Here is a 19,671-nt window from a genome sequence, read left to right as displayed (position 1 = left end):
CGTCCCGATTGTTACTTTCTCTTCTTACAAAGGACTACCCCCGATGACCGAGTCTTTGCATTTTATTCGTTACCAGGCCGCTGGAACCGTTGGCGTATTGACCCTGAACCTTCCTGACAAACTCAACGGGCTGACAGGTCCAATGCAGGCAGAAATTCGCCACATCCTGGCGCATTTGAAGGACCAACAGCAGGTAAGGGCATTAATCGTGACGGGTGCAGGGCGCGCTTTCAGTGCCGGCGCGGACCTGGCCGATATTCTCGCCAAGGGTGACGGCAGGTCCCAGGCTGAAGAGACCTACCGGGCCATGATTGAACAGTCCAATCCGCTCATTCTGGAGTTGCGTGCATCGCCGATACCGATTGTGGCTGCCGTCAATGGTATCGCCGCCGGGGCTGGGGCAAGTCTGGCACTGGCGGCCGATATTGTGGTTGCCGGTAAATCAGCCGGTTTTCTGATGCCGTTTATTCCGCGTCTGGGCATCGTCCCCGATTTGGGGATGACCTGGATGCTACCGCGTATGCTGGGTGAGGCGCGGGCACTGGCCTTGCTGTTGCTGGGCGAGCGCATCAGCGCGGAGCAGGCCGCCGCCTGGGGGATGATCTGGTCCTGCGTCGAAGATGCCGATTTGATGACGGTCGCCCATGAACTGGCGACACGCCTGGGGGCTGCCCCGCGCCATGCCACCGCAGAACTCAAGGCATCTTTGCGCAACGCACAAGACCATACGCTTGAAGAACAGTTGCGTTATGAAGCTGACCGCCAACGGCAATTGATTGCCCGGGACGAGTTTCAGGAGGGCATCGCGGCCTTTATGGCGAAGCGCGTTCCGGTTTTTCCATAATTTCACGTTAAGAGTAATTGCGTAACTATTTAAATTAGGTTTAGCCTAGGGCATCACAACAATAAAAAAAGGCCAGGATCACTGCTCTGAGCCTTTGCCGCCCGAGTACTGAACGCGATGTCTATTCTCTTATCTGACGAGAGCTGTAAGGGTTATGACTTCCATAGCGTGTACGCTTTGCTGGCCGTTAGCGCGGTCCGGCTGCAGCCTTTGGTGCGTCCTCGACTGATCATTCCATTGCTTGATAATATCGAACGTCATAAGGTGACTTTGATTCGGGGACCGGCGGGTAGCGGTAAGTCGGTCCTGATCGAGCAACTTATCCGGGCGTTGCCCCCAGGCACACAGTCAGCCCTGCTTTCACTCAATACCGGCAGGCTGGCCGGAGGCTCAATTCGTGCAAGCCTGCTGTCACTATTTGCCCGCTTTTCGTCGATGGGCAAGTCGCGTTCGCGGTTCGTGATTTTCATTGATGACGCCGATGAGGTGCTCAAGCGCGAGACCGAGGCGTTGGAGCAGTGCCTGAACAGCCTCCCGCCGCAAGGTCGCCTGGTCATCGCCAGTCGTCGACCACTGCAGACATTTCATCCGGGGATCAGCGCCGGACATGACCAGGCACTGCGTCTGGGGGACATGTTGTTCACCCTCGACGAGTTGCGTGCAGCTCTTACCCAAGCAGAAAAACCTCTGAATGCGGCTGCATTGATGACGCTTTGGCGTTTCACCGAGGGGTGGCCTGCGGTGGTGGCGTTGTTGTGCGCAAGCGACCCAGGCGACAGCGTCCTGGATGTGCAACGGCTCCTGCAGGAGTGGTTTGAAGAAGAGCTGCTCAGTGCCCTGGAGCCCGGGTTACTTGCCTTTGTACTGGATGCCAGTACCGTAGACCCTATGCAGCCAGAGCTGATTGACAGCATGCGCGGTCAACCTGGCAGCGCTCAGATGTTACGCAAGCTGGGCTGCGAGCATGATCTTCTGGTGCGCTCCAGCACTGGTTTTCCTCGTCCTTTATTGTTCGTCCTGCGCAGCATGCACCGGCGCATCGCCGCACACCGGGTGCGGGAACTGCATCGCGCGGCGCTGGAGACCCTGCTCGACAGTCAAGCGCTGGAACCGGCCCTGGAACACGCCTTCCATATGGGGGATCGGCGGTTGCTGCTGGGGCTTCTGGCACAACACGACAACGCTTTGCTGTGCGCCGGTCGCATGCGCTCGCTGGCGCGTTGGCTGGAGGCGCTGGATAGCGAAGGCCATTTGGCTGAAGCACCACGCCTGCAACTCACCCTGGCGTGGGCGAAATTGTTTATCAGCGATCAGGATGTCGCTCGCAGAATTGTCCAGCATCTGCGGCAAAGGCCGATGGCTGCAGAGCAGGAGCGCACCGTTCAGGCGCTGGAACTGACCTGGCTGAGTACCCGCGATCATGTCGAGGTACTGAGCGCACGCGCCGAACTGTGGCTGGAGGAAGACTCGGCGAACCCCTTTGCCCAAGGTATGAACAACTGCACGGTGGCGCTTGCCCATTTAGTCTGCGGCAAATTTGCACAGGCCGAGCAGAGCCTGGCGCAAGGCGTGGTGAAGCATGCGGGTATCTTTGTCGACGCCTATGCGGCGTCCATCAGGTCCATGCTTTGCCTCTTCAGGGGGCAACCTGAGGCGGCGCGCGAGCAGTTGCAACAGATGCTTAATCACGACTGCGGATCTGGTAAGGCGCGGCGCGGTAATTCGTTGATGGCGATGTTGGAGGCGCTGGCGCTCTACGAGATGGGATGCTGCGATGAGGTGCTGGCACTGCTCGAATTGCACATGCCGTTATTGCGGCAAACCGGCCTGCTTGATCAGATCATCCTGGCGTACAAGCTCCATGCCCGGATTCTCATGGCGCGCGGTGACAGCGGTCAGGCCCAGGTGACGCTGGCATCCCTGGAATGTTTGGGACGTGCCGGGAAAATGGCCCGCTTGGTGTTTTGCGCCAGACTGGAAGAGGTGCGCTGTGCGCTGATTCGCGGCGACGTCGATTTGGCCCGTGAGCAGTTGCAGGCCCTGCACAGTAATGAAGGCGCGGCGTTTATTCGTGACTTCAGTTTTTTGCCCAGCGACAACGACACCTGGGAACTGATGGATGCGCGGGTTCGTCTGGCAGAAGATAAAATCGAGTACCTGCCCGAGCAATTATCGCAAGCGCTGGAGCAGGCGCTGGCCGCCGGGCGTGAGCGCCGGGCGTTGACATTGCGCATTCTGCTGGCCATGGCATTAGAGCAACGCAACAACGAACATGCGGCGCTGAAGGTCATGGAAGCTGCGCTGGATTTTGCCGAACCACGCGGGTTGATCCAGGCGTTCCGCGATGAGGGAAAAGCCGCGTTGGCATTGGCCCTGCGTGCCAGCCAGGCGGCAGCCCAGCGCAGGGATTTCGCGCAGCGGCTGGTAGCGGGCAGTGGTCTGAAGATGCCCGATTGTCCTGGCGAGGCTGCGGCGAACCTGACGTCCAAGGAACTGCAGGTTCTCGCACTATTGGCCGGCGGCCAGAGCAACATTGCCTTGGCAGAAAAACTCTTCGTATCCGAGAGCACTGTCCGTACCCACTTGCGCAGTATCAACGCAAAACTCAACGCTCGAAGCCGTCTGGAAGCCTTGGCCATCGCTCGTCGCGATGGCTTGATCGCGGTCTGATGCTCGTCAAAATCCACGAGGCGCCGCCAGGCTAAGGGCTGCGCAGCAAACCGCTGCGAACAAGGTGTCGAAGGATGTCTTCGGGCTCTCGGGGGTAAGCTGGCGCAATGCATCGCCGGTTGATTCGTCGGTTACGACGATGCCCGCTTTCATGACCTCGCCGATACTCGTTTCAAGCCCTTGGCGAGGTGTTGGGAGCCTTGATCTGTCAGGGCCTTCTGCCCGATACCGGTTACGCGATGGCACAAGACATCGCGGGTCGATTCGCCTACTACGACAAAAACTGCTTGAGGCGAAACATGCAACCACAAGGTTCAGTACCCTTTGTTGATTCAACCAAACTGGCTCGTGCATCTCTTGTGGGAGACCGTGGCGTGCGCCTGGCTGCCGATGTGGGTGGCTGCCCTGGCGAGAAAAGCATCGTGTTGCTGCACGGTGGTGGCCAGACCCGCCATTCATGGGGGCAAGCAGCCGCAGACCTGACCCGTGCCGGTTATCACGTGGTGTCATTGGACCTGCGCGGCCACGGCGAAAGTGATTGGGCCCGGGACGGTGATTATTCGTTGGAGGCCTTCGTTGCGGACTTGCGAGCAGTTGTCGCCACCCTGCAACAGCCGCCGGTGATCATCGGCGCTTCGCTTGGTGGCGCGACCGCGCTGGTAACCGTAGGTGAAGCCGAGTCTGGCCTGGCCCGTGCGCTGGTACTGGTTGATGTGGTGCCGCGCATGTCCACCAAGGGGGTCGCGCAGATTCGCGACTTCATGCAAGGCAACATGAAAGGCTTCGACAATGTCCAGCAGGCCGCGGATGCGGTGGCGCGCTACTTGCCGAACCGACCGACGCCGCGCTCCAGCGAGGGCCTGATGAAGAACCTGCGAGAAGGCGAGGACGGGCGCCTTTACTGGCACTGGGACCCGGCCTTTCAGGTAGGCGACAAGCGCATCGATGCGACAGTCATGACCGCTCGCATGGAGCGTGCGGCACAACGCGTACGAGTGCCGACCTTGCTGGTACGCGGCAAACAAAGTGATGTGGTCAGCAGCGAGGCCGCTGGCCAGCTTATCGATTTGATACCTCACGCCCGCTGCGTCGATGTCGAGGGCGCCGGGCACATGGTCGCCGGGGATCGTAACGATGCGTTCAATGGCGCAATCCGCGCCTTTATCGACAACCTGGATTCACCTGTCCCGCAGTTCTCCGGTTAATCGCCGATCTACCCTCGAAAATCGTCGGAAACGATGAGGTCTGCGATCCCGTCGCTGCCCGATACTTCCCCTGTCTCGCTCGTACCAGGCTACGCCTTGCGTTGTGCAAGGTGCTGCACCTGGCGATGGCGCATGATCAGAAAAGGGGCCCCAATATGGACACTTCCACTGTGCAATCGAACCTGCCGTTGTCCGGTGTTCGCGTCGTCGAACTGACATACGGCAATTTGGAGACCTGTGGGCGATTTCTGGCCGACCTGGGTGCCGAGGTGTTGTTGATCGAGCCTCGTGGGGGCCTGACATCGCGCTTGAAGCCGCCGTTGCATGACGGCGTCAGCCTGCACTTTGCCAGCCACAACGCCAACAAGCGCAGCGTCGAACTGGAACTCGACAGCCAGACCGGCGTGCAAAGCCTCGGCGCATTGATCGACACGGCCGACATTTTCCTCGAATCGACACCCGCTGACTGGCTGCAGCAGACCGGCCTGCAAGCGCGATTGAGGCCGGACCTGGTGACCTTGAGCCTCACCGATTTTGGCCGCAGCGGGCCCTATGCGGGGTTCACCGCCAGCAATGCAGTGCTTCTGGCGATGGGTGGGGTGCTCGCGCGTTCCGGACTCAAAGGTGCCACGCCGCTGTTACCTCCGGGAGAATTGGCCTACGAAACCGCTGCACTGCAAGCGGCCTGGGTTGCGTTGGCGGCGCTGTGGAATGTGAGCAACGGTGGACTGGGTGGGTGCTTCGATTTCTCTGTTTACGAAGCGACCCTGCAGATCCTCGATCCCGGCATGGGGGTAACAGGCAGTGCGGCGGGCGGGCGCAGCGCCCTTGAACTGGCCCCCCGTGGTCGCCCGCCGATAGGCAACGGCTACCCGATCTTCCCGTGTCGAGACGGTGCCGTACGTATCTGCCTGCTCAATCCTCGTCAGTGGCAGGGCATGAGCCTATGGTTGGGGGACGATCATCCCTTTACCGATCCGTCGTATGCCAATCTCGCCAAGCGCTTCAAGGTGATTCGCGAAATCAATGCGGTGATCGCCGAGTTGTTTCGTTTGCGTGACGTCGCCGAACTGGTTGCCGAAGGGCAGCGCAGAGGCGTGCCCATCGCCGCCGTGTCGACGCCGGCGCAAGTGCTGGAAGATCCACATTTCCGGGCGCGCGACAGTTTCGTCGAGCTGTCACTGAGCGAACAGGCGCGCGGGCGCGTGCCGTTCGGGTTTCTCGAAATCGACGGCCAACAGGCGGGCGTGCGTGGTCCGGCGCCCCTGCTGGGCCAGCACACGCCGGGCGATTGCCTGCAACGAAATGCTGCGACCGCCACGGGTAATTCGAAGGCGACCTTGCGGCGTCCCTTCAGTGGCCTGCGGGTTCTGGATCTGGGAGTGATTGTCGCAGGGGCTGAACTGGGTCGCTTGCTGGCCGATCAGGGGGCCGAGGTGATCAAAATCGAAAGCCTTGCTTACCCGGATGGCCTGCGCCAGTCGATGGACAACCGTCCCATGACCATTTCGTTTGCCCAGGGCTCTCGTGGCAAGCAGTCGTTTGGTCTGAATCTGCGCGATCCTCGTGGCATCGAGGTGTTCAAGCAACTGGTTGTCCAGGCGGATGTGGTGTTGTCCAATTTCAAGCCCGGTACCCTGGAGTCGCTGGGCATCGGCTATGACGTGCTATCGATGATCAAGCCCGACATTATCATGGCTGACAGCAGTGCCCTGGGTAACCACGGGCCGGCAAGCCAGAGTATGGGATACGGCCCGTTGGTGCGCGCCGCGACAGGGTTGACCTGGTTGTGGCGCTACCCGCAGCAGGTCGATGGATACAGCGACAGTACCACCATATTTCCCGACCATTTTGCAGCGCGTGTTTCTGCTGCTGCCATTGCAGCGGCCTTGCTGCGGCGCAAACGAACCGGACGAGGAGGGCGCGTCAGCGTCTGTCAGGCAGAAACTATTCTGGCCACGCTCGCCACTGACTTTCTGCACGAATCCATTGTGCCTGGGGCGTTCACGGCCCAAGGCAATCGCGGCCGCTTCGACGCTCCGGACAATGTCTTTGGCTGCCACGGTGATGATGAGTGGTGTGCCATTAGCGTGCAGAACGACCATCAATGGCGTCAGCTGTGCCTGGCGATGGAGCGCGCTGACTGGTTGAAGGACGCGCGCTTGAACACACGTGCAGGGCGCTTGCTGCAGGCCGAAGAATTGGAGGCTGGCGTCGCACAGTGGACCGCGCAACGCACTCCGTTCCAGGTACGCGATGTGCTCCAGGCGTCGGGTGTGCCAGCAGGCAACATGCTGCGCCTGGACCAGTTGGCCGACGACCCACAGCTGCGCGCTCGGCACTTTTTCAAAGTGCTGCATCAGCCCGGTCTCGATGCGCCGCTGCTCACCGAAAATACCCCGGCCCTGGGCCCTCTGCCTGAACCGCTTATTCGTCCTGCGCCTTTCCCGGGCCAGCATACCCTGGACATTGCCCGCAACCTGCTGGGTCTCGACGATAGCCGTTGCGCCGAGCTGGTGCGCGAAGGGGTACTGGAACCGGCATCCGCGCAGATTGTCGAGTTGCTGGTCGCTGAAACCGACCGTTTGTTACGCAAGGAGCCACAGCCATGATGTGCCCTCGCTTCAACAGCCTTTTCCTCAAGCTCGATGACGACGGTATCGCGGTGCTGTACCTCAATCGTCCTGACAAGCTCAATGCATTCACCTCCGAGATGGTCAATGAATTTATCGCCGCTCTCGACTACACCGACAGCGCGGACAGTGTGCGCGCGGTGATTGTTACCGGGGCCGGGCGCGCGTTCTGTGCCGGGGCCGATCTTTCGGCCGGTTCGGGGAGTTTCGATTACGACACCAGCGAAGGCGCGGACGAAGTGTTTCGCGATGAGGGCGGCTTGCTGACCTTGCGCATCTTTCGCAGCCTCAAGCCGATCATCGCTGCGGTCAACGGCGTGGCGGTGGGCGTGGGCGCCACCCTACAGCTGGCAATGGACGTGCGCCTGGCGTCCAGTGAGGCACGATTCGGTTTCGTTTTTGCGCGCCGCGGGATCGTCCCGGAAGCGGCTTCTTCGTGGTTTCTGTCAAAGGCGGTGGGTATCTCCACGGCATTGCAGTGGTGTTATTCCGGCCGGCTGGTCAATGCTGACGAAGCCTTGGCCAGAGGTCTGCTGCACTCCACCCACGCTCCCGAAAAATTGTTGGACGCGGCCAAGGACATGGCCCGCAGTTTCGTCGAGCACAGCGCCCCGGTTTCCCTCGCCGTCACCCGGCAAATGATCTGGCGAATGAGCTCGGTGGAGCATCCGATGGCCGCGCATCAACTGGACAGTCGCGCGGTGCAGGACAGGGGGCGCTCCCTGGATGCGCGGGAAGGAATTGCCTCGTTCCTGGAAAAACGTCCCGCGAACTTCCCACTTCGGGTTTCCACTGACTTGCCGACGTGTTTCGACTGGAATGGCGAGCCCGAATTTCATTGAAAACCGGCTGGTTCTGGCGCGTTTGAGGCGCGCCTTTCTGATGCGGAAAGGGAAAATCGTCGCATCCGACGATGGGGCTCGCAGCAACGATACCGTAGCGTTGAATGGTCTGTTTGGGTCGTGCTTTCGACTGGCGGGAAAGTCGGGCGACACGGGCGTACGAGACTCGGACATTCATACGCATCACATCCGTCCAGACGGGGTGAGCATCGAGATTCCAAGAATAATTACAAAAGGAGTGCCACTGATGAAGGTCAGTCGGAGAGAGTCTTGCAACGCGCGGATGCGGCTGCCCATGCTGCCTGCCGTAGTGATCACTGCAATCTGTTCCACCACCGCTCAGGCGGTCACTTTCCAGGCCGGTGAGTGGAACGGGTACTTTGATAACACCGTGACGTACAACCTGGGCTTTCGTGCGCGGGACGTCGATAACAAGATTGGCAACAACCCGGCGTACGATGAGTCCGATTACAAATTCAAGAACCGTGGCGATGTCGTCACCAACCGCTTCAGCCTCCTGACCGAGCTGGGCGGCAGCTATCACGACAAGTTTGCCTTTAGGGTTTCGGCGCAAGGCTGGCACGACTTTGCCTACGACGACAATGTCGACAGCCATCCGGGCGACTACGCCCCTGGTGTCTCCTACCAGTCGATTGCCGCTTACTCGAACGGCAAGTATCGCAGTGGCGTGAAGCACGACTACATCTCCGGCGGTAGATTGCTCGACGCCTTTGTGCAGTACTCCGACACCTTCGACAACTACTATTACACCGCCCGCCTGGGGCGCAATACGCAGTACTGGGGCAATGGGTTGTTCTTCCCGTACCAGAGCATCTCCTACTCCCAGGGTGCCATCGACGGGATCGCCGGTTCCGCGTCGCCCGGCACCCCGGCCAAGGCGTTGTTCATTCCACGCAACCAGGTGAACCTGAGTACCCAGTTGAACCCGTCGCTTACGGTCGGCTTCCAGTACTTTCTGGAGCGCGCAGAGAACGTACTGCCTCAGGGTGGCACCTTCCTGGCACCGGCGGATTTCCTGTTCAGCGGTCAGGACAGCATGCTTGGCATTCCCCGTGGTTCGAGCAGGCGAGCAGATAAAATCAACGATAACTTTGGTCTGAGCGCTACCTGGCAGGCCACCCCGGACACCACTCTGAGTTTCTTCTACCGCAAGCTTGATGAGGTACAACCGTGGGCACCGTTGCTGCGCTTGCAAAATGGGGCGCCGAATTACTTCCTGTCCTACAACCAGGATGTCAACCTCTACGGCATCAGCCTCGATACCCCGCTGGGTGACAGCAGCCTGGGCATGGAAGTGTCTTACCGCGACGGCACTGCGCTCAACACGACACCTGGTGTGGTGGCCGATGATCCCGAAACCGGCGCCACCGGTAACGTGATGAACGTGATTGCCAACGTGCTGGTGCCGCTGGGTTCCACGCCTTTGTACGAGAGCGGGACGTTTATCGCTGAAGTGGCGTACTCGCGTGTGCTGTCGGTCGATTCGAAAAATCGTTCGCTGTACAACGGTGAAGGTTACGGCGGGTGCGCGGGCGATAAATGGGACGGCTGTTCGACCCGCAACGGAACGGCGTTGGCGCTGTCGTTCACACCGGAATGGAACCAGGTCGCACCCGGCATCAACATGAGTATGCCGACCAGCCTGACGGTGGGCCTTGATGGTAACCCTGGCATGCTCGGTGGTACCGCTCAAGGTTCGGTCAGGTATTCCATCGGTGTCGCGGCGACTTATCTGGCCAAGCACACACTGAAGATCGAGTACATCGGCAGTCGTGCGCACACTGGCGCGACCACGTTGACGCCAGCCGGGCAGGAGGTTTACGGCAGCGGAAACGGCCCTTACATGCTCAACGACCGTGACTGGGTATCGATTACCGCGCAAACCGTGTTCTGACTTTTTGCCTGCTTGCAAAGCCCTCACGCTCCGAGGGCTTTTTTTGTATATCTGCAGAAGCCAGCGCGCGCGGGGCGTCAACGATACCGCAGCGCGTTCAGGTTTTTCGCGGGCACGCTCGCTTCTACAAGAAACCCATCCAATCGAAAAGCTCCCCTCGCACCCACGTCCCAGAGCCTTTGGCTGTGGATCGAAAATCCTTGGTCAGGCTGCGCCAATATCGTCGTATCCGACGATGGCATGCCTGCTCAGGTCTCTAGAATCGAAGCCAACCACTTGGCCCGTTAGAGACTGAGCCGAGAAGACCAATAAGAAGAAGGACTCCTGTATGTGGCGGCTCATCACAAAACAAATCGCGCGTCTGCGCTATGGCGCCAGCTCGCTCAGACGCTCAGGTGTGACATTGGCGTTGTGCCTGACAGCGGCCTGCAACGGTGTGCCGCTGGTGTGCGCTCAAGGCTTTGCTGATCCCCTGGACACCCCTGCCGAACAACACGCTGACGATCTTGCCAATTTGCCGATCCAAGCCATGGCACGGGCGGGTGACAATCTGGTCGCCGTGGGTATGCGCGGTGTCATTCTTCAAAGCAGTGATGGCGGCGGTCACTGGCGCCAGGTGGCGGTGCCGGTCAGTTCCGATCTGCTTGATGTGTCGTTCCTCACCCCGTCCCTGGGCTGGGCGGTGGGGCAGGATGGTGTGATTTTGATCAGTACCGATGGTGGCTCAAGCTGGCGCAAACAGTTCGATGGCCGTCAGTTGCTCACGCAGTTCAAGCACTACTACCAGGAAAGCACCGGGCTTGATCCCCTGGTCCGCGACAGTTTCGTTCAGCAACTTGAAACCAATTTCGCGGCAGGCCCGGTGCTGCCGTTTTTCGCCGTGCATTTTGTCGACTTCCTTCACGGACTGGCGGTGGGGCCCTTCGGGACCTTGGTGGCCAGCGACGATGGCGGTAAGCACTGGCGCCCGGCGCTGCAGCAAATCGATAACCCGGAGTTCTTGCACCTGAATGCCATTGCCCAGGTGGGGGATCAACTGTTCATCACCTCCGAGCAGGGCATTGTGTTCAAGGCCGACGTCAACACTCGCCAGTTTCGCCGAATTGACACCGGGCACACGGGGTCTTTTTTCAGCATCGCCGGCCATGACCGGGTCATCGTTGCTGGCGGGTTGGGGGGCGTTCTTTATGGTAGCCACGACCAGGGCGAGACCTGGAGCGCACTGCGCAGCCCCTTGAAGCAACTGGTCACGCGGGTTGGCTATAACCCGTTGCAGCAAGGTTTTTTTGCATTGACGGCTCAAGGCGAAGTGCTCGTCCTGTCGGCCGATCTCAGCCAGATGTCCCTACGCAAGACCCGTGCGCCGATGCTGTACACCGATGCCACGGTGCTTGCCGACAAAACCCTGTATGCCGGCATTCAGGGCCTGCGTGAGGATCCTCTGACAACCCTGCAAGTGCAACGAGGTGAGCAGCCATGAAAGTCGTGGTATCGCGCCTCAAGAATATGCCGGTGGTCACCCATTTCGCCGATTTCGACCGCAACACTGGCGACCTGATGGAGCGTACGATCTTCAACTCGCGCGCCCTGGTAATTGTGCTGTCATTGCTGGCGACGCTGTTTCTAGGCTGGCAGGCATCGAAGTTGACCACTGGCGCCAACTTCAATCAGATGATTCCGCAGTCCCATCCGTTTATTCGCAATTACTTCGCCAATGCCGGTTCTCTGGGCGGTCTTGGCAATGCCGTCAGGGTGGTGGTGGAAAACAAAAAAGGCGACATCTATGACGCCGAATACCTGGAGACCCTCAAGCAGATCAACGACAAAATTTACCTGCTGCCTGGAGTAGACCGGGCTTACATGAAGTCCTTGTGGATGCCGGCAGTGCGCTGGACCGAGGTCATCGACGAAGGTTTCGTCGGTGGACCAGTGATGCCCGACGACTACAACGGTTCGACGACCTCATTGGAACTGCTTAAACGAAATGTGGCGCGAGGCAATCTCAACGGTACGCTGGTGGCCAGCGATGGCCAGTCGAGCATGCTGTTCGTGCCGCTGCTGGAGCAGTACGCGGATACTGGCAAGTTGGTGGACTCGGCGGAATTTGCGCGTCGACTGGACGAGATACGCGCGTTCGACAGCGACCGTATCAGCGTCCACGTGGTCGGTTTTGCGCAATTGATCGGGGACCTGGTCAGCGGTCTGGGCAAGGTGATGGGGTTCTTTGTCTTCGCAGCGTTCATCGCAATGGCAATCATTTTTGCCTACACCCGCTGCGTGCGCAGCACCTTGCTGGTTACCGCGTGTTCGATCGCTGCGGTGGCGTGGGAGCTGGGCATTTTCCACCTTATGGGCTACGTGATCGATCCGTATTCGATCCTGGTGCCGTTTCTGGTGTTTGCCATCGGGATCTCCCACGGCGCCCAGAAAATGAATGGTGTGATGCAAGATATCGGTCGTGGCACACACCCCTATGTTGCCGCGCGTTACACCTTCCGACGTCTGTTCCTGGCAGGGCTGACCGCACTGCTGGCGGATGTGGTGGGTTTCGCCGTGCTGATGATGATTGATATTCCGATGATCCAGGGCCTGGCCATCGCGGCCAGTATCGGCGTAGGCGTGCTGATCTTCACCAACCTGATCCTGCTGCCCGTGCTGTTGTCTTATACCGGTGTCTCGCCTAAAGCTGCCGCGCGCAGCCTGCAGGCAGACGAGGCGACTGGCCGTCTGGAGTTTCTGGTGCGGTTTACCCAGCCAGGGCCGGCAAAAATCATGTTGGGCATCTCGTTGTTGCTGGTCGCTGGGGGTTACCTGGTTAGCCGGGAAATGCGCGTCGGCGACCTTGATCCCGGTGCGCCGGAGTTGCGTGCCGACTCGCGCTACAACCAGGACAACGGTTTTATCAACCGCAATTTCCGGCTGTCGAGCGACCAGTTCGCAATCATCGTCAAGACGCCTTCCGGGAAGATCAACAGCTTCGAAACCTTGCTTGAGATGGACCGCCTGGAAGAGCGCCTGCGCCGCTTGCCAGGAGTACAGACCACGGTTTCGCTGGGCAGCCTGACGCGACTGTTCACCGCCGGAAACTCCGAGAACAACCCGAAGTGGATGAGCATCCCCCGTGACAAGCTGATGACGACCAACGCCATTTCGCAGATTGCCGTGACCTACCCGGACCTGGTCAATGACGACTATTCGGTCGCACCGGTCATCGCCTACCTCGCTGATCACAAGGCCGAAACACTGGAGCGGGTGGTGGCGATGGCGCAGGACTATGCCCGCGAACATGACACGGCAGATCGTCAGTTTCTGCTGGCGGCTGGCAGCGCCGGTATCGAGGCTGCGACCAACGACATGGTCAAGCACGCGCACTATCGCCTGATTCTCTGGGTTTACCTGGCGGTGGTGCTGCTCTGCTTCGTGACGTTCCGTTCCTGGCGGGCGGTGTTGGTCGCGGTGGTTCCGCTGATCATCACCACGGTGCTGTGTGAGGCATTGATGGTGGGGCTGGGTATAGGCCTCAAAGTCGCGACTTTGCCGGTGATGGCCCTGGGTGTCGGGATCGGCGTGGATTACGCGCTCTACCTGCTCAGTGTGCAACTGGCCCACTTGCGTGACGGTGTACCACTGGCGCAGGCCTATCGCAACGCCCTGAATTTTACCGGCAAGGTGGTGGCCTTGATCGGCGTCACCCTGTCGGTGGCGGTGGTCACCTGGATCTGGTCGCCGATCAAGTTCCAGGCAGACATGGGCTGGCTGCTCACCTTCATGTTCCTCTGGAACATGATCGGCGCCCTGGTCTTGATCCCGGCACTCTCGTATTTCCTGCTGTCGGGCCAGTTTCAGCGTTCGCACTCCCGCCTGGGCAAAACCGAAATCTCAAACCTAGCCAAAGGCAGGGAGGGGGAAAGAGAAGGGCAGCAACACGCGGTTTCGGAACACAGCATCAAACTGCCTGAAGTTCAGTGACATCCACGATCAAAAACAAAAACAAACGCGTAAACCGGAGAATAAAAATGACAAAGCGAGATTGGATACCGCGATTGACCACCCTGGGTCTTGCAGCTGCCATGGTACTGGCGACCGCCCAGGTCAGCGCACAGGAGATGACGGTGTTCGGCGCGATCAAGGAAGGCAACGCCGATGGCAGCATTCCGGCGTACACCGGTGGCCTGACGACGCCGCCTGCAGGTTATGCCGGCGGTGGCAACTACATCGACCCGTATGCCGCCGATAAGCCGGTCGCCAGCATTACCAAGCAGAACCTCGCGCAGTACAAGGATCAACTGACCCCGGGGACGCAGGCACTGTTCGAGCGTTTCCCCGAGTACCGCATCGATGTGTATCCCACTCACCGCAGCATGCACTGGCCCGACAGCGTGCTGAAAGCCACCACCGAACATGCCGGCCAGGCCAAGCTTGGTGGGGCTGTCGAGGGTGACAAGATCGAGAACGCCTTTGCCGGTGTGCCGTTCCCGGCGCCAAAGACAGGCTACGAAGCCTTGTGGAACCGTTACTTCACCTACATTCCATACCTTGAGCTCACCGCGGGCTCCTACATGATCGACTCGCGAGGGAATATCTCCAACCTCTCGCAAGGCACCATGCACAAGGCCAACGTGATGTACGAGCCGCAACTGCAAGGCGCCGACAACGCTGGTCTGACCGACATGGCCAACATCGTCACCAGCGCACCGGTGAACGTCGCCGGCTACTCGCAGCTGCGCAAGGAGCGCCTCGACTATGGCTCCGGCGGCACCCTGGCCTGGTTCTTCGACCCAAGTCAGCGGCGTGTCCGGGTCGCCCCGAACTACACCTACGACATTCCTTCGTCGGCCTTTGGTGGCACCCTGTTCTACGACGAGGTGTTCCTGTTCTCCGGGCGTATGGACCGCTTCAACTACAAGCTGGTGGGTCGCCAGGAAATGATCCTGCCGTATAACAGCTACAAGACCTTGCAGGCCAACTACACCGATGTGCTGGGCAAGAAGTTCCTCAACCCGGATTTCATTCGCTGGGAGAAGCACCGTGTCTGGGTGGTCGAGGCTGATCTGAAACCCGATGCCCGCCACGCGTACAAAAAGCGTCGTTACTTCCTGGACGAAGACACCTGGCTGGTGCTGGCGACCGAAGGCTATGACCATAGCGGCGCGTTGTATCGAGTGGGTTACACCTATCCAATCTTTGAATACACCGGCATCGGTGGTGTGTCCAACGGTAGCTACAGCTTCTACGACTTCAACCGTGGCAACTATGCTTTTACCTGGTTGGGCAAGTCCAACGGCCAGCCTGCGGAAGTGAAGTTCTACAAGGATGTGCGTCGTCCGGAAATGTTCACCCCGAAAGGTATCGCCGGTACGTCCACGCGCTAGACAGACTGCGTTGGCACGTTGAAATGCAAGTACTTCAGGTGCCGCTTGGCCCGCCGGCCGAATTGCAATTCGCGTCCGGCAGGGGCGGGCATATGGAACCCTATTCTCTGGCAACACGGCGTTCGCGAAGGGCGCCTTTGAGGAGCAATAATAATGTCCGGTACGCTTATCGAGACCCTCAATTGGTGGGCGGTTGAGCGCGCAGAGGTCCCCGCGCTAGTGGTGGGCAGCGAGCAGGTCACCTATGCCCAGCTTCGCGCCTGGTCCGAGTCTGCTGCCCAATGGCTCGCGAGTCTGGGTGTGGAACCGGGTGACCGGGTCGGGGTGATGGCGGGTAACTCACTGCAGTGGGTCATTCTAAGCCAGGCTGCAATGCTCACTGGAGCGATCCTGGCGCCTGTCAATCCGCGTTTCACCTTTAGTGAGGCGTCCTACCTGCTGGTAGAGCGCTATCGCGCAAAAGTGATTTTCCATGATGAAGAGCGAAGCGAACTGGTCGCCAAACTCATTGATCAGATGCCGGGAGGCAAAGCTGTCGATCTGTCGGCACTGGACAGTCTGCGCAACGTTGTTCCCGCCGTTCCAACGCACACTCACGGCATAGGCCTGGACACTGAGCTTGTCATCATCCCCACCAGTGGCTCGACGGGCAGGCCCAAGGGGGTGGTGTTGTCACATCGGACGGTATCCGGCTACATCGCCGACTCGTGCCTGGCGCGTCCTGGCGCTTTTGCTGCACCGAGGATTTTGCTGTTCGCGCCGTTGTGCACGTCGGCGGGCTACGTGGTCTTGACGCAATACCTGGCCTACGGCGGAACGGTGTTCCTGGAGCAAGCGTTTGACGCGGAAGTGGCGCTGGACAAAATCGTGACTCAGCGCATTTCGACCATGATGGGCACCCCGATTTTTTTCGAGCGCATGGCAGCCTGCGAAGGTTTTCGTGATGCTGACCTCAGCAGTCTCTATTACTGCCTGGTGGGTGGAGCGCGGGTGGCGCGGACATTGCTGGAAGCCTGGTCGCACAAAGGCGTGCTGCTGCGTCAGCTGTATGGCCAGACCGAGGTCGGTGGGCAAGCAACCTTCAACACAGACCAGGCTTCGATTACCCACCCGGAAAAATGCGGACGCGGTTCGATTTACACCCGCATTGCGGTGATTGATGAACACGGTGAATTCTGCCCGCCGCATACGCCGGGCCAGATTGTGGTCAAAGGCCCCGGCACCATGGTGCGTTACTGGGACGACCCTGAGGCCACCGCCGTGACGATCGTCGATGGCTGGGTGCGCACGGGAGATCTAGGGGTGCTCGACGAGCAAGGTCTGTTGACCATGCTCGATCGGATCAAGGACATCATCATCTCCGGCGGATTGAATATCTCGGCCGCAGAGGTTGAGCGGGTGATCGCAGAGTACCCGGGTGTCCAGGAAGTGGCGGTGATCGCAGCCCTCGACGACAACTTTGGCGAGACGCCGCTGGCCATCGTCCATGGCTTGCATTCGGGCCATATTCCCGAGTTGCTGCAGCATTGCACGACGCATTTGAGCAGCTACAAGGTGCCACGCTATATGGTTTGCATCCCTGAACCACTGCCGCGCCTGGCCACCGGCAAAATTGCCAAACCGTTGTTGCGCGAACAGTTTGCCGAGGCTCACCTGAATCTGCCACGGATTCGCTGATCCTGCGTCGTCACACCAGCCTTGCCTTTGAGCGAGGCTGGCTTCTATCGTCTGGAGGAAAGTTGCGATGATCACCCTTTATCACAGCAAGGACACCCGCTCACTGCGTTGCCTTTGGCTGCTCGAAGAGCTCGATGTGCCGCGGGAGGTCGAGATGGTGGCTTTTCCGCCGCAACTCAAACAGCCCGGATACCTGGAAACCAACCCCAACGGCACGGTTCCGTTTCTGGTGGACGGCCAAACGCGGATGCGCGAATCAGGCGCCATGCTGTTGTACATTGCCAACCGCTATGGTGAGGGGCGCTGCCTGGTAGACAGTGGCTCGTTGCTGTACGGCGCGATGCTGGACTGGACGTTCTATGGCGAAACGGCATTGACCGTGTCGCTGTCAACGGCGCTGCGCTATTCGATGCTTCTTCCCCGTGAACAGCGCATTCCTGCGGTGTCGGAAGATTACCGTGCGCAGATGCTGCGCAAACTGCAGGTGCTGGAGCAGGCGCTGGAATCCGGTACTTACTTGTGCGGGGATGAGCTCACCGTAGCGGATATTTCGGTTGGCTATGGCCTGTTGCTGGGCGAGATGTTTGCCCTGGGTGAGCAGTATCCGCCACAGGTCAACGCTTACTTGCAACGCCTGAAGGCCCGTCCCGCCTTTATACGAGCACGGACCTACGGCGCCTGATGCAAACCTTCGGCGGCGGGTGCTGCCGAAGGGCTGCTTTCAATTCCATTGCAAGGGCAAATCCAGCAGCGCCAAGGCCAGTCCCATCCGATAGCGTGGGCGATGATCGGCCGCTACCTTGAACGCGGGAATGCGCTTGAGCCATTCCTCGGTGAGGATGCGCATCTCCGCGCGGGCCAGAAAATGCCCAAGGCACAAGTGGGCTCCGGTGGAGAAGGTCAGCGACTCGCGCTTGGTGCGATCGATGTCGAAGGTGTGCGGTTGCGGATTGCGCCGGTCATCACGTCCGGAAATCGGCAACAGGTTGAGCACCATGTCACCCTGTTTGAAAAACACACCGAAACGTTCGCAGTCCTTGATCACGATCCGCGGTGTACTGATGATGCCAAAGCAACGCAAGCCCTCGTCGACAAAGGCCGGAATCAGGGCCGGATCGGCGACCAGCCGTGCCTGCAAGGCCGGGTCCTGGGCCAGTTGGCGAAACGTGAAGGCGGTTGCATTGGCGACGGTGTCCATACCGCCCAGAAACAGCAGGAAGCACATGTTCTGAATTTCGTCCTGGCGGATCGGCCGATCTTCGATTTGTACACCCAGCAGGTAGCTGATCAGGTCATCACCGGGTGCCTGGCGTTTGGCCTCGATCAACTCGGTCATGATGCCGATGATCTGCCCGCTCAATGCGTGCAGTTCAGCCTGGACGTTGGTGGAAAAGAAGCGGTCCGACAGTTCGCGAAACTCGCGCAGCCGCTCCAGGGGCATGCCCATCAATTCCATGAAGATCGACACCGGAAACGCCGATGAAATCGATTGGGTGAATTCGCAGCTGCCGTTTTCCTGAACCTCGTCAATCAAGCGGTTAGCCCAGAAGCGGATTTTTTCCTCCAGCGCCTTTACATTCTTTGGCGAAAAATGCGGCATCAACGCCTGGCGATAGGGCAGGTTGGCCGGAGGGTCGAGGCTTAGGGGAATGAACACCGGCGGATTTTCGATGCGCGGAATCTGCTGCTCCGAGGCGGAAAAATGCTCGGGGTCGCGCACCACTTCGCTGATCGGGTCGTAGCGAGTGATGACCCAGTGGCCGCCGTTGTGCAGCGTGTAGAACACGTCTGGTGCTTGCTCGTGCAGGCGGCTTGCGTAGGCTTCATGCAGGTTATCAACCGGTTCTTGCGTACCGGTGACATTGAACATGTCGAAGTCATAAAGCCGGTCTTGCGGAACGTGAGTGGGGCGGGTGACGGTGGTCATCGTTGCTTCCTCTATCAGGACGTTGATTTTTGTTGTTGTGGTCATCAATAGCTGAAATTTTAACTAATGTCATTAGTCATTTTTGCGCAGTTTTATGGCGTTTGGCGAGTTATCAGCGTTGTTCGGAAGGGACGTGGAGCTCAAGGCCGTCGTGTGCTTGCTCCAGCTTGATCTGGCAGCACAGGCGGGTATGAGGTTGAGGGGACGGGACGCATTCGAGGATGTCCCGTTCCATTTGAGTCTGAGCGGGCAATAGTGGATGAAAGTGCTCTGGAATGACGACGTGGCAGGTTCCGCAGACGAGGTTTGCGCCGCAGTCGCCAAGAATTCCATCGATGCCGTTTGCCACGGCAACCTCCATCAGGTTAGCGCCGGGTTCGGCTGTAATCGTTTGCCTTTGAGTGTTGGCGGACACGAACGTTAGCGTGATCAAAGAGATTGACTCCTTATTGTTTTATCGGTGTTGACCAAAGAATAATATCTAAATAGATTAGATAAGTCTCCCAGGCAAGTGTCATTTTTCAGCAACGTTGATTGCACGCGACCCATGACGCCACTTGCCAGGGGTTGCAGGCCAAAACAAAAA

13 protein-coding genes are annotated in these 19,671 nt (G+C 59.3%); 11 read left to right on the top strand and 2 right to left on the bottom strand.

Going from position 1 to position 19,671, the window contains the following annotated elements; translation table 11 throughout:
• Window positions 1-43: 43 nt before the first annotated feature.
• The 11 genes from BLQ55_RS12705 (at window position 44) to BLQ55_RS12655 (ending at window position 17,840) form a co-directional block, all read left to right on the top strand.
• Window positions 44-844, top strand: a complete 801-nt coding sequence (locus BLQ55_RS12705) for an enoyl-CoA hydratase-related protein (protein WP_092254118.1) — start codon at window positions 44-46, stop codon at window positions 842-844.
• 117 nt (window positions 845-961) lie between these two features.
• Entirely contained in the window at window positions 962-3,514 is a 2,553-nt protein-coding gene (locus tag BLQ55_RS12700; RefSeq protein WP_092254116.1) for a LuxR C-terminal-related transcriptional regulator, read from the top strand.
• Between the two features lie 374 nt (window positions 3,515-3,888).
• Complete coding sequence (locus BLQ55_RS12695) at window positions 3,889-4,719, top strand: alpha/beta fold hydrolase (protein ID WP_256326568.1); 831 nt, start codon at window positions 3,889-3,891, stop codon at window positions 4,717-4,719.
• 155 nt (window positions 4,720-4,874) lie between these two features.
• Window positions 4,875-7,331, top strand: coding sequence for a CaiB/BaiF CoA-transferase family protein (locus tag BLQ55_RS12690; protein WP_092254344.1), 2,457 nt, complete (start codon window positions 4,875-4,877; stop codon window positions 7,329-7,331).
• On the top strand, window positions 7,328-8,194 hold the full coding sequence (locus BLQ55_RS12685) for a crotonase/enoyl-CoA hydratase family protein (protein ID WP_092254112.1): 867 nt from the start codon (window positions 7,328-7,330) through the stop codon (window positions 8,192-8,194). Before BLQ55_RS12690 ends, BLQ55_RS12685 begins: the two co-directional genes overlap by 4 nt.
• Before the next feature lie 295 nt (window positions 8,195-8,489).
• Window positions 8,490-10,109, top strand: coding sequence for a DUF1302 domain-containing protein (locus BLQ55_RS12680; RefSeq protein ID WP_176814208.1), 1,620 nt, complete (start codon window positions 8,490-8,492; stop codon window positions 10,107-10,109).
• 397 nt (window positions 10,110-10,506) lie between these two features.
• The gene (locus tag BLQ55_RS12675; protein WP_176814207.1) at window positions 10,507-11,589 is read left to right on the top strand and encodes a WD40/YVTN/BNR-like repeat-containing protein; all 1,083 of its coding nucleotides are present in this window, start codon (window positions 10,507-10,509) and stop codon (window positions 11,587-11,589) included.
• A complete protein-coding gene (locus BLQ55_RS12670) occupies window positions 11,586-14,078 on the top strand; it encodes an efflux RND transporter permease subunit (protein WP_218130111.1) in 2,493 nt (830 codons plus the stop codon). The genes BLQ55_RS12675 and BLQ55_RS12670 overlap by 4 nt, the downstream gene beginning before the upstream one ends.
• Window positions 14,079-14,125: 47 nt before the next feature.
• Entirely contained in the window at window positions 14,126-15,481 is a 1,356-nt protein-coding gene (locus tag BLQ55_RS12665; RefSeq protein WP_092254107.1) for a DUF1329 domain-containing protein, read from the top strand.
• Between the two features lie 153 nt (window positions 15,482-15,634).
• Window positions 15,635-17,158 carry a class I adenylate-forming enzyme family protein gene (locus tag BLQ55_RS12660; protein WP_092254106.1) on the top strand — a complete coding sequence of 508 codons (1,524 nt, stop codon included), beginning with the start codon at window positions 15,635-15,637 and terminating at the stop codon, window positions 17,156-17,158.
• A gap of 67 nt (window positions 17,159-17,225) precedes the next feature.
• The gene (locus tag BLQ55_RS12655) at window positions 17,226-17,840 is read left to right on the top strand and encodes a glutathione S-transferase family protein (RefSeq protein WP_092254104.1); all 615 of its coding nucleotides are present in this window, start codon (window positions 17,226-17,228) and stop codon (window positions 17,838-17,840) included.
• 39 nt (window positions 17,841-17,879) lie between these two features.
• Here BLQ55_RS12655 and BLQ55_RS12650 read toward each other — a convergent pair whose 3' ends face one another.
• Both BLQ55_RS12650 and BLQ55_RS12645 read right to left on the bottom strand, forming a co-directional pair.
• Window positions 17,880-19,085, bottom strand: coding sequence for a cytochrome P450 (locus BLQ55_RS12650; protein WP_092254102.1), 1,206 nt, complete (start codon window positions 19,083-19,085; stop codon window positions 17,880-17,882).
• A gap of 112 nt (window positions 19,086-19,197) precedes the next feature.
• Window positions 19,198-19,518, bottom strand: a complete 321-nt coding sequence (locus BLQ55_RS12645) for a 2Fe-2S iron-sulfur cluster-binding protein (RefSeq protein ID WP_092254101.1) — start codon at window positions 19,516-19,518, stop codon at window positions 19,198-19,200.
• Window positions 19,519-19,671: the final 153 nt, after the last annotated feature.

The organism is Pseudomonas sp. NFACC13-1 (assembly GCF_900104425.1).
In the GTDB taxonomy this organism is placed as follows: domain Bacteria; phylum Pseudomonadota; class Gammaproteobacteria; order Pseudomonadales; family Pseudomonadaceae; genus Aquipseudomonas; species Aquipseudomonas fluorescens_AA.
This window is presented reverse-complemented; position numbering and strand designations above follow the sequence as displayed.

Coding starts and splice junctions, on each gene's coding strand:
- BLQ55_RS12680 (WP_176814208.1), top strand. CDS start 8,490: ATGCTGCCTGCCGTAGTGATCACTGCAATCTGTTCCACCACCGCTCAG.
- BLQ55_RS12670 (WP_218130111.1), top strand. CDS start 11,586: ATGAAAGTCGTGGTATCGCGCCTCAAGAATATGCCGGTGGTCACCCAT.
- BLQ55_RS12700 (WP_092254116.1), top strand. CDS start 962: ATGTCTATTCTCTTATCTGACGAGAGCTGTAAGGGTTATGACTTCCAT.
- BLQ55_RS12690 (WP_092254344.1), top strand. CDS start 4,875: ATGGACACTTCCACTGTGCAATCGAACCTGCCGTTGTCCGGTGTTCGC.
- BLQ55_RS12650 (WP_092254102.1), bottom strand. CDS start 19,085: ATGACCACCGTCACCCGCCCCACTCACGTTCCGCAAGACCGGCTTTAT.
- BLQ55_RS12655 (WP_092254104.1), top strand. CDS start 17,226: ATGATCACCCTTTATCACAGCAAGGACACCCGCTCACTGCGTTGCCTT.
- BLQ55_RS12660 (WP_092254106.1), top strand. CDS start 15,635: ATGTCCGGTACGCTTATCGAGACCCTCAATTGGTGGGCGGTTGAGCGC.
- BLQ55_RS12705 (WP_092254118.1), top strand. CDS start 44: ATGACCGAGTCTTTGCATTTTATTCGTTACCAGGCCGCTGGAACCGTT.
- BLQ55_RS12685 (WP_092254112.1), top strand. CDS start 7,328: ATGATGTGCCCTCGCTTCAACAGCCTTTTCCTCAAGCTCGATGACGAC.
- BLQ55_RS12665 (WP_092254107.1), top strand. CDS start 14,126: ATGACAAAGCGAGATTGGATACCGCGATTGACCACCCTGGGTCTTGCA.